Here is a 9,823-nt window from a genome sequence, read left to right on the forward strand (position 1 = left end):
AAGAAGAGACAAAATACGGAACAACAGCAAACAGAAGGGACCCCCTCCCCCCCCCCCCCCCCCCCCCCCCCCCGCGCCCCCCCCCCCCCCCCCCCCCCCCCCCCCCCCCCCCGCCGCGAGGCGCGACCGGACGGTGCGTCAGGTCGCCGTGCAGGTCAGCACGGGAACGGCGTTCCCGCCGCTGTACGTGCCCTGGAATCCGAAGTGGGTCTCGGCGGACGGCGCGAGGGCGCCGTTGTAGGCGAGACTCGCCGCGGTCACCGCCGCGCCCGACTGGGCGACGGTGGCGTTCCAGGAGTTGGTGACGCGCTGGCTGCCGGGGTAGGTCCACGACACCGTCCACGAACGCGTCGCCGACGTACCGCTGTTGGCCACCGTCACATCGGCGGTGAAGCCGCTCCCCCAGTCGTTGCTCACCGTGTAGCTGGCGGAACAGCCGCTGCCACCACCGCCGTTGGACCCGCTGGAGGTGGTCGCGGTGACCGGCGCCGAGGCGGCGGAGGTGTTGCCCGCCGCGTCGCGCGCCTTGACGGTGTACGTGTACGCCGTCGCGGCGGTCAGCCCCGAGTCGGTGTACGACCGGCCGGCGGTCGTCCCCACCAACGCGCCGCCGCGGTAGACGTCGTACGCCGTCACCCCGACGTTGTCGGTCGCCGCCGACCAGCCCAGGGAGACCGAGGTCGCCGTGGTCCCGGTGACGCCGAGGCCGCCGGGCGCGGTCGGCGCCTGGGTGTCGGAGCCGGTGCCGCCGGAGCCCGCCGCGCTCGCGCTGAAGGAGAAGCCGGTGGTGGCCAGACCCTGGCCGCCCTGCCAGACCTCGAAACCGGCCTCGGCGTCGATGAGGTAGTGCGCCGGGTCGACCGAACCGCGGCCGACCGCGTCGTCGATCAGCGCCTTGACGTCGAGGTTCGAGACCGAGGTCCCGCCGCCCTGCAACACGTAGGAGATGATCTTCCACGAGGTCTGACGGCCGGTCCACACGTCCCAGTTGTGACCCGCGGCGGCCGACGTGCCGCTCTTCCCGCCGAACGGCTGCACCCCGCCACGGCTGTTGAGCCAGATCATGATCTCGGTGCCGTCCGGCTGACCGGCCGTGGTCGGCGTCGAGTTGATCCACAGGTCGTACGCGACGTCGTAGGCGCCGGACGCCGGTTGCACCGTGCTCCACGAGGAGACCGCGCTGCCCAGCTTGCTGATCTGGATCGGCATACCGCTGTTCGGCGTGCAGTCGCCCCAGTGGCAGCCCTTGAAGAGCGAGGGATACGTGGCGGGCGCGCCGTTCGTCGGCAGGTTGAAGTCGGCCGTCGCCAGCGACCACGCGGTGCCGCTGGAGTACGTGACGCACTGCTGCGCGGTGGAGTTCCACTCGTTGGCCTGGAGCGTGTACTCGCCGCCGGCCACCGGGAGGGTGCCCTGCGGCGCGCAGGTCGAGACGGGGTCGGCGTGCGCGGTCGTCGAGGTGGTCAGCGGCAGCAGCAGCGCCGCGACGGCGGCGAGCACCGCGACCGCCGGGCGCAACCGGCTGAGCCGCCGGAGCGGATGGGGCCGGTTCCGACGGAGCGGACGGGGCAGCCGGGGCCGTGCGAGCGGCCCGGAACGAGGACGGGCGGGATGACGTGTCACTGGTAAGTCCCTTCACCAGTTCGCGGGGGGATGGGTGACGGCTCGGCAGCGCAGGGTGCAATGGGAGCGCTCCCATGCCACCGCGTTCATGAAGCCAGGCCCCTCCCCCGGCGTCAAGGGGCTCCGCATGGCGGAGGGTCCCCGCCGTCAAGGGGTCCGCCTGGCAGAGGGTCCCCGCCGTCCGCGTACCGCGAGACCACACCGTGCGCGCACAGCGAAAGGCCCCGCTCACGCGACGTCGGCGGGGCGGGGCGGTTCGGGGTCGGTCAGTCCGCGGCTCCGGCCGGGACGGGAGCGCCGCCGAGGTAGCAGCGGATCGCCGTGCCGTCGGGGGCGGCGTGGACGCGGACGAGGTCCGCGATGTGATTGACCATCAGCAGACCGCGACCGCCCGGACGGCCGTTCGGAGGCAGGCGGCGGCCCGCCATCGGGTCGCTGAGCCTGCCGCCGTCGCGGACCTCGCAGACCACCTGGTCGTTCTCGGTCCACAGCCGGATCGTGCCGGAACCGCCGCCGTGCAGAACGCTGTTGGTGATGAGTTCGGAGACCGCGAGGGCCAGGTCGTCCAGCCGGGCGCCGGTCAGGCCGAAGCCGCCCGCCAGCCGGACGGCGAAGCGCCGCGCGTCGCGCAGGCGTTGGTCGTCGAAGGCGAAGGACGCGGCGTCCCGCGGCTCGGGCAGCGGGGTGTTGCCGGAGGCGACGGCGTGGTCCGGCGCGTAGCGGTCGCTGGGCCGCTCACGGCCCGCCTCGATCACCACCGGATGGGTGGCGTGCGCGTCGTCCAGGACGTCGGGGGCGAGCCCGGCCGCGTCGTACGGACACAGGATCGTCACCTGCCGCCCGGCGAAGGCGGTGTTGATCAGCGCCTCGTGCTGGACGCAGGCCGGGTACTCCAGCGCGGTGCGCCCCGGCCAGATCGGCTCGCCGATGATCCGGACCGGACCCGGCGGCTGCGCGTCGCAGAAGGCGCGGAGCACGGCCGGAATGATGCGCCCGGGGTTGCGCCCGACCCTGGTCATGTCGATGAAGCGCACGGCGCCCGCGTCGGACCCGAGGGCGGTACGCAGCAGGCCGAGTCCGACGGGCGGCGCCGCGACGGCGACCGGTTCGCCCGCGGCGAGGCCGTCCCGTACGAAGGGGACGGTGCCCTCCAGATACTCGCGCGCGCCGCGGTAGAACAGAGCGGGATGGGAGAAGTTCCGGGCAGGACTGATCACGGCGCCACCGTTCGCGACATCGCACGGCAGCGTCCCGGTGGCGTTTCCCACGCCTCTCGCGTCGGCCTCGGCGCCCCCTGACGCCGGCCGACCGCGATGTCCACCCTGAATGCCCCCTTCGGACACCTGCGGTTTTTTCGGACACCCCTTGACAGCAGTTTCGGACAACAGTGCTGTCACCGCCAGTATGCTCCTCGCCCGACGATCATCAACGCCGGGAGCCGCCTGGCCGCCGTCCGCGCCCGCAGCGGGGGCCGCTCCCCCGGAGAACCGACCGGTCCCGCGCCGCTCCGCGCCGGTCCCGCGCCGCTCCGCACCGGTCCTACGCCACTCCGCGTGGCCGGAACTGGACGCTGATCCGCCCGCCCACCGCTCCCCGCGTCTTCGGCACCGCGTGATCCCAGGTCCGCTGACAGGAGCCGCCCATCACGATCAGGTCGCCGTGGCCCAGCGGCTGCCGGACGGTGCTCCCGGCGCCCCCGCCGCCGCGCGGCCTGAGCAGCAGCGGGCGCGGCTCCCCCAGGGACACGATGGCGACCATCGTGTCGTGGGTGCCGCCGCGCCCGAAGCGGTCGCCGTGCCAGGCCACGCTGTCCCGGCCGTCGCGGTAGAAGCACAGTCCGGCGCTGACGAAGGGCTCGCCCAGTTCGGCCGCGTAGTGCGCGCTGAGCCGCGCGCGGGCGTCGGTGAGCACGTCGGCGGGCAGCGGGTCGCCCTCGCGGTAGTGGGCGAGGAGGCGGGGTACGGCCACCACGTTGTCGTACATCCGGCGCCGCTCCTCGCGCCAGGGGACCTCCGCGGCCAGTTCCGCGTAGAGGTCGTCGGCGCCGCTCAGCCATCCGGGGAGCGTGTCGATCCAGGCGCCCTGTCCGAGGTGGGTGCGGCGGGCTCCCTCCAGGTCACCGAGGCCCGGAGCGCCGCCGCCGAAGATGGACGCCTGCTGAGGGGACGGGGGGCTCATACCCCGAGCCTACCTCGACCGTCGTACACCTGTTCTATTGTATGCGGTGTGCCGAACGTGTGCCGAACGCGTGTGCCCGCTGTCCGCCGGGCACACATCGGGCATGCGGCGGGCACACGTCCGGCACACGCCGGGCGTTCCCGCCCGGTTCGCCGCAGGATGGAGAACATGCTGTTCGCCGAGGTCGCCCGTGTCTCGTACGAGGTCGCGCACACATCAGCGCGGACCCGCAAGACGGCGCTGCTGGCCGAGTTCTTCCGGGCCATGGAGCCCGAGGACGTGCCGGTCGCCATCGCGTATCTGGCCGGACGCCTGCCGCAGGGGCGGCTCGGTGTCGGCTGGGCGGCGCTGCGGGACCGCGCCGAGCCCGCCGCGGAGCCGACGCTGACCGTACGGGCGGTGGACGAGGCGCTGACGGCCGTCGGCGCGGTCGCGGGCGCCGGGGCGCAGGGCCGGCGGCGGGACCTGCTCCAGGGCCTGCTGGGCGCGGCGACCGAGCGGGAGCAGGAGTTCCTGGTCGGGCTGCTCACCGGCGAGGTCAGGCAGGGCGCGCTGGACGCCGCGGCGGCGGAGGGCCTGGCCGCCGCGACCGGCGCGCCTGCCGCCGGCGTACGCCGCGCGGTGATGCTCGCGGGCGCCCTCGAACCGGTCGCGCGGGCCCTGCTGGCGCGCGGCCCCGACGCGCTCACCGAATTCGCCCTCGCGGTCGGCCGGCCGCTGCTGCCGATGCTGGCGTCCTCCGCCAAATCGGTCGCCGCGGCGGTCGCCAAGGCGGGGCCCTGCGCGATCGAGGAGAAGATCGACGGCATCCGTGTCCAGGTGCACCGCGACGGCGAGTCGGTCCGGATCTTCACCCGCACGCTGGACGACATCACCGAGCGCCTGCCGGAGGTCGTCGCGGCCGTCCGCGCGCTGGGCGCGGAGCGTTTGGTCCTGGACGGCGAGGTGCTGGCGCTCGGCCCGGACGGGCGGCCCCGGCCGTTCCAGGAGACCGCGGGCCGTGTCGGCTCCCGCGTCGACGTGTCGGCGGCGGCCCGCGCCCTGCCGCTGACGGCGGTCTTCTTCGACGTACTCGCCGTCGGCGACGGGGACGCCACCGAGGACCTGCTCGACCGCGGCTACGACGAGCGGCACGCGGTGCTGGCCGGGCTCCTCCCCGAGGAGCTGCGGGTCCGGCGGACCGTCGTGTCGGACCCGGCGGACGAGGCGGAGCTGCGGGCCGCCGAGGACTTCTGGCGGGCCACGCTGGACCGCGGGCACGAGGGCGTGATGGTCAAGGCCGCCGACAGCGGCTACGCGGCCGGTCGGCGCGGCGCGTCCTGGATCAAGGTCAAGCCGGTGCACACCCTCGACCTGGTGGTGCTGGCCGTCGAGTGGGGCCACGGCCGCCGCACGGGAAAGCTCTCCAACCTCCATCTGGGCGCGCGCGACGGCGACGGCTTCGCCATGCTCGGCAAGACCTTCAAGGGCCTGACGGACGCGCTGCTCGACTGGCAGACCGAGCGGCTGCTCGCCCTGGCGGTCGGCCCCACCGACGGATACGTGGTCACCGTGCGCCCCGAACTGGTCGTCGAGATCGCCTACGCCGGCCTCCAGACCTCGACCCGCTACCCGGCGGGCGTCACCCTGCGCTTCGCCCGCGTCGTGCGCTACCGCGAGGACAAGACGGCGGCCGAGGCCGACACGCTGGAGGCGGTACGGGCGGCGCACGGCGGGACGTGACGCGGACGGACGGCGTACGGCCGGACGTGCCGCGGACCGCCGGGCGGCGCGCGCCCTCCCGGTCAGGCAACGCCCCGTCCCGGGCAGTCGGTCACGCGGTCACGCGGCGCCGTGGTTCTCCAGCCGGAAGCGCGCCTCCTGCTCCTGGTCGCCCGCCGCGGTGCCGACCACCCGGACGGTGAACGCCTCGGCCAGGCTCTCCCGCAGCCGGTCCACCGCGCGGTAGCCGCCCTGGGCCGTGACCGTCAGCGACTCGCCGAGCCGTGCGGGTCCCGGCACCCCGAGGGTGCGGGACACGTCGAAGGTGGCACTCCAGACCATCGGCCGCCCGTCCGCGGAGTCCTGCGGGATGTCGTCGGGCTCTCGGTCCGAGGCGAAGCTGGTGTTCAGAGCGTCGAGAACGGTTTGCGCGTCCTCCTTCGCGCAACCGTCGAAGGTGACCGCTACCTGGGCTGACTCGTCTTGCGCCGTACTCACGGGGATTCCTTTCGGAGGAGGATGGTGGCGCGCGCACCCGATTTGCGCCACGGTCAGCACTTTTCCGCTGCGGGGCGGGCAAAACCCACGACTCCCGCGAATGGCGGCGTCCGCCACAATCAGAGGATGCCCCGACGTCAGAACCGCCGCCCGGCGGCCACCCGGCTCTCCCCTACGGCTCCCTGCCCGTGCGGACGGCCCGCCGCGTACGACGACTGCTGCGGCGCCCTGCACCAGGGACGGTCCGCCGCCACGACCGCGGAGCAGCTCATGCGGTCGCGGTACGCCGCCTTCGCCGTACGCGACGCCGCCTATCTGCTGCGTACGTGGCACTCCGGCACCCGGCCGCCGGGCCTGCGCTTCGACGGGGACGTGCGGTGGACCGGCCTCGACATCCTCGGTTCGACCGGCGGCACCGCCTTCCACACCGAGGGCACCGTCGAATTCCGCGCCCGCTTCCTGGCCGACGGCCAACCGGGTGACCAGTACGAGAACAGCCGCTTCGGCCGCGAGGACGGTGCGTGGGTGTACGTCGACGCGCTGCCCGAGCGCAGCGGATGACGGCCCTCGACCCGGCCGTACGCGCGGCCCTGGCGCGCGACCTGCTGGACGCGCTGGCCGCGTACTGCCCCGGCTCCCGGACCCGGCTGCGCGGCTCGCTGGCCTCGGGCACCGCCGACGCCTACAGCGACATCGACCTCGAATGGACCGTGCCGGGCGACCGCTTCGCCCACTGCGTCGACACCGCCGCCGTGGCGTTGGGGCGCGTCCGGCCGCTGGCCTCGCTCCGCGTCGACCCGGAGTCGGCCGCCGCCGTGGGCGAGCGGCTGCTCTTCGCCGCCTTCCGCGGTCTTCCGCTCTTCTGGCGCCTGGACCTGTCCGTCCGCGCGGAGCCGGCCGGGTCGGCCACCGTGCCCGCGGCGCCCGCCACCGCCTGGTCCCCGGCCGCCAGCGCCCTGGCCAACGCCGTGGCCACCGTCAAGATGCTGCGCCGCGGCCGTCCCGATGCCGCCCGCGGCCTGCTCACCCGCGGCCTCGCGCGCGTCGGCGCGCCCGACCACCTCACCGACGGCGCCCTCGCCGACGTCCTGCGGCTGACGGCCGCCGCCGTCGCGTACGACCCGTCGCAGGCCGGTCTGGCCGCCGCCGTGTCGGCGCTCGCCGAGGAGCGGCTACGCCCCTGAAGGCGGCTCCTAGGCCACCGGGCGGCGGGCGTCGTAGGCGACGAAGCCGCGCTGGAAGAGGCCGATCAGCGCGATGGCCGAGATGCACGCCAGGCCGCCGCCGACGACGGCGACGGTGGGCGTGAACAGGTCGGAGACGGAACCCGCGAGGAAGTCGCCGAGGCGGGGGCCGCCGACCACCACGACGAGGAAGACGCCCTGGAGGCGCCCGCGCATGTCGTCGGGGGCGGCGGATTGCAGCATGGTGTTGCGGAAGACCATCGAGACGGTGTCGGCGCAGCCCGCGAAGGCCAGGAAGAGCAGGCCCAGCCAGAGGGTGCGGGTGAGGCCGAAGACGGCGACGGCCGCGCCCCAGGAGCCGACGGCGAGCAGCACGGCGAAGCCCTGGCGGTGGACCCGGCCGAGCCAGCCGGAGAAGACGCTGCCGAGGAGCGCGCCGACGGCGGGGGCCGCGGCGAGCAGGCCGACGGTGCGGGTGTCGCCGCCGAACCAGAGCCCGGCGACGGCGGGGAACAGCACGCGGGGCTGGGCCAGCACCATGGCGGCGAGGTCGGAGACGAAGGTGGTGCGCAGATTGGGCCGGGCGGCGAGGTAGCGCAGGCCCTCGATGACCGACGGGCGGCGACGGGCCGCGCCGTCCCCTTCGCCGGGGAGCATCGCGGGCAGCCGCCACATCGCGTAGAGGGAGGCGCTGAAGGCGGCGACGTCGACGGTGTACGCGGCCTGGTAGCCCCAGGCGCCGACGAGGACGGCGCCGAGCATGGGTCCTGCCATCTGGCCGACCCCGCCCGCGAGCGAGGCCAGCGCGTTGGCGGCGGGCAGCCGCTCGGGCGGCAGCAGGCGCGGGATCATCGAGGAGCGGGCGGGCGAGTTCATCGCGAAGCAGACCGCCTGGAGCGCGACGACGGCGTAGAGCAGTGCCACGGACCTGAGATGGCCGAAAGCCGCCGCGGCCAGCACGCCGGAGCAGACGGTGGAGCCGGCGGCCGTGATCAGGCCGAGCTTGCGCCGGTCGACCGCGTCGGCGACGGCGCCGCCGTACAGGCCGAAGACGATCAGCGGGACGAGCGAGAAGAGGCCGACCAGGCCGACGTAGAAGCTGGAGCCGGTGATCGCGTAGACCTGGAGCGAGACGGCCATCGCGGTCATCTGCTGGCCGATGTACGACACGGTGTTGCCGAACCACAGGCGGCGGAAGTCCGGGTGCTCGCGCAGCGGGCTCACATCGGCCAGCAGCCGGCGGCGGGGCTTGACCGGCGGCGCGGATATCTCCGGCTTTCCGGATATTTCAGGCGCGCGTGACCCGGATGGCGCAGGCCCCTCGTCTCGGTCCTCTTCGCTGTTGAGCACGAGGAACCGTAGCAACCATGCGCCGCACGGCAGCGGCCAGGGCCGGTTTCGCACGCGCGCACGGCACTTCGCCACTGTGCGTAGCGCGCCGGAAACCGGCTGGTGACGGAGGACGGGCAGGCTTACGCTGTGCGGGACGAACCGGTCTCAGGGGATGTACCGAACCCCGGGGCCCGTCCCGGAACGAGTCGCCCACCTCGGCCGCGCTCCGGTCCTCCCCTTCGCCCCCGGGCGTGGGGGGCCCAAGGCGCCACCGCGTCCGTACCGCCCGAAGAGCCATCCCACCGGGCGCCGGGCGCGGTCGGACGGCCGCGTCGGGTGTCGCCGGTCCACGCGACGCAAAGGAGTGCGCGGTGTCACCTGATCAACTGAAGCGCAATGAGTCGGCCGAACGAGGCGGCGACGGTGCCTCGCTCCTGGCCGAGGAACGCCCCCTGGACACCTGGTCCCGGTGCGCGCCGATCCGCCTCGCCGGTTACGAGGACGATCTGACGGAGACCCACATCCTGCGCGGCATCGACTAGAAGGCCACCCGGACGACACCGCGTCCGACAAGCAGTCAGCTGTCGACCTGTCACCGCGTCATGTCGTGGCGACAGGTCGACTCGTCGGTACGTCGGTACGTCGACACCCGGTGTTCGACAACCGGCCGCCCGGCGCCCGCGCGAGCGGCATTCCCTCGGCACGGCGGCGAAGACGAGTCGAACATCACGTTCACCGGCCCCCGTTGTGGACATGAGTGTCATGTACCGTGAAGGGACTACTACTTCGCACCCCTCGACCCCTATCCGGGGCCTGCGCAAAGACGCGACGAAGAAGAGGGTGCGGCCCGGCAGGCAATTTTTTTCGCCGCTCTCACGCATGGAACAGCGTGGGCCGGGCAGGCGCGTCCCGACTTCGCCGACATCGAGGAGTACGACGATGCTGATGGCCCACCCGACCGTCCTTCGGAACCTGGTGGAACGCTACGAGACGCTGACCGCTGAGGTCGAGACGGCGAAGTCCGTCGACCCGCGCGTGCGGCAGCAGCTCCAGGACACGGCGTACACGCTGTGCGTGTCGACCGGCACCCGGGAGATCGCCCCGGCGCTGGCCGCCGCCCGCGTGCACATGGAGCGCCACCTGTTCATGGACGAGGACGACGAGACCGAGGACGCTTCGGCGGCCTGAAGCCGGACCCCACGACAGACGTCACAGCGGGGGGGGGGGGGGGGGGGGGGGGGGGGGGGGGGGGGGGGGGGGGGGGGGGGGGGGGGGGGGGGGGGGGGGGGGGGGGGGGGGGGGGGGGG

10 protein-coding genes are annotated in these 9,823 nt (G+C 74.1%); 5 read left to right on the forward strand and 5 right to left on the reverse strand.

Annotated features, from left to right (window positions below):
* Positions 1-138 precede the first annotated feature (138 nt).
* From ACZ4EF_RS29360 to ACZ4EF_RS29370, 3 genes are all read right to left on the reverse strand, one after another.
* On the reverse strand, positions 139-1,518 hold the full coding sequence (locus ACZ4EF_RS29360) for a GH12 family glycosyl hydrolase domain-containing protein (protein WP_391052311.1): 1,380 nt from the start codon (positions 1,516-1,518) through the stop codon (positions 139-141).
* Between the two features lie 371 nt (positions 1,519-1,889).
* On the reverse strand, positions 1,890-2,840 hold the full coding sequence (locus ACZ4EF_RS29365) for an anti-sigma factor RsbA family regulatory protein (protein ID WP_467507098.1): 951 nt from the start codon (positions 2,838-2,840) through the stop codon (positions 1,890-1,892).
* 322 nt (positions 2,841-3,162) lie between these two features.
* On the reverse strand, positions 3,163-3,801 hold the full coding sequence (locus ACZ4EF_RS29370; RefSeq protein ID WP_467507100.1) for an alpha-ketoglutarate-dependent dioxygenase AlkB: 639 nt from the start codon (positions 3,799-3,801) through the stop codon (positions 3,163-3,165).
* A gap of 168 nt (positions 3,802-3,969) precedes the next feature.
* Between ACZ4EF_RS29370 and ACZ4EF_RS29375 the strand changes: the two genes are divergently transcribed.
* Positions 3,970-5,523, forward strand: coding sequence for an ATP-dependent DNA ligase (locus tag ACZ4EF_RS29375; protein WP_467507102.1), 1,554 nt, complete (start codon positions 3,970-3,972; stop codon positions 5,521-5,523).
* 99 nt (positions 5,524-5,622) lie between these two features.
* Here the strand turns inward: ACZ4EF_RS29375 and ACZ4EF_RS29380 are convergent, their stop codons facing one another.
* A complete protein-coding gene (locus tag ACZ4EF_RS29380) occupies positions 5,623-6,000 on the reverse strand; it encodes a hypothetical protein (RefSeq protein WP_355350292.1) in 378 nt (125 codons plus the stop codon).
* A 126-nt stretch (positions 6,001-6,126) separates the two neighbouring features.
* Between ACZ4EF_RS29380 and ACZ4EF_RS29385 the strand changes: the two genes are divergently transcribed.
* Together ACZ4EF_RS29385 and ACZ4EF_RS29390 are read left to right on the forward strand one after the other, a co-directional pair.
* Positions 6,127-6,561 carry a YchJ family protein gene (locus ACZ4EF_RS29385; protein WP_355350289.1) on the forward strand — a complete coding sequence of 145 codons (435 nt, stop codon included), beginning with the start codon at positions 6,127-6,129 and terminating at the stop codon, positions 6,559-6,561.
* Entirely contained in the window at positions 6,522-7,184 is a 663-nt protein-coding gene (locus ACZ4EF_RS29390; RefSeq protein ID WP_467507105.1) for a hypothetical protein, read from the forward strand. The genes ACZ4EF_RS29385 and ACZ4EF_RS29390 overlap by 40 nt, the downstream gene beginning before the upstream one ends.
* Positions 7,185-7,193: 9 nt before the next feature.
* On the opposite strand, the gene ACZ4EF_RS29395 is transcribed toward ACZ4EF_RS29390, so the two are convergent.
* Complete coding sequence (locus tag ACZ4EF_RS29395; protein ID WP_467507116.1) at positions 7,194-8,471, reverse strand: MFS transporter; 1,278 nt, start codon at positions 8,469-8,471, stop codon at positions 7,194-7,196.
* A 416-nt stretch (positions 8,472-8,887) separates the two neighbouring features.
* Between ACZ4EF_RS29395 and ACZ4EF_RS29400 the strand changes: the two genes are divergently transcribed.
* Together ACZ4EF_RS29400 and ACZ4EF_RS29405 are read left to right on the forward strand one after the other, a co-directional pair.
* Positions 8,888-9,058 carry a hypothetical protein gene (locus ACZ4EF_RS29400; RefSeq protein WP_355350281.1) on the forward strand — a complete coding sequence of 57 codons (171 nt, stop codon included), beginning with the start codon at positions 8,888-8,890 and terminating at the stop codon, positions 9,056-9,058.
* 397 nt (positions 9,059-9,455) lie between these two features.
* Entirely contained in the window at positions 9,456-9,704 is a 249-nt protein-coding gene (locus tag ACZ4EF_RS29405; RefSeq protein WP_355350278.1) for a DUF5133 domain-containing protein, read from the forward strand.
* The last annotated feature ends 119 nt before the right edge of the window (positions 9,705-9,823 follow it).

The organism is Streptomyces sp. NPDC025721 (assembly GCF_055558595.1).

Coding starts and splice junctions, on each gene's coding strand:
- ACZ4EF_RS29370 (WP_467507100.1), bottom strand. CDS start 3,801: ATGAGCCCCCCGTCCCCTCAGCAGGCGTCCATCTTCGGCGGCGGCGCT.
- ACZ4EF_RS29375 (WP_467507102.1), top strand. CDS start 3,970: ATGCTGTTCGCCGAGGTCGCCCGTGTCTCGTACGAGGTCGCGCACACA.
- ACZ4EF_RS29385 (WP_355350289.1), top strand. CDS start 6,127: ATGCCCCGACGTCAGAACCGCCGCCCGGCGGCCACCCGGCTCTCCCCT.
- ACZ4EF_RS29405 (WP_355350278.1), top strand. CDS start 9,456: ATGCTGATGGCCCACCCGACCGTCCTTCGGAACCTGGTGGAACGCTAC.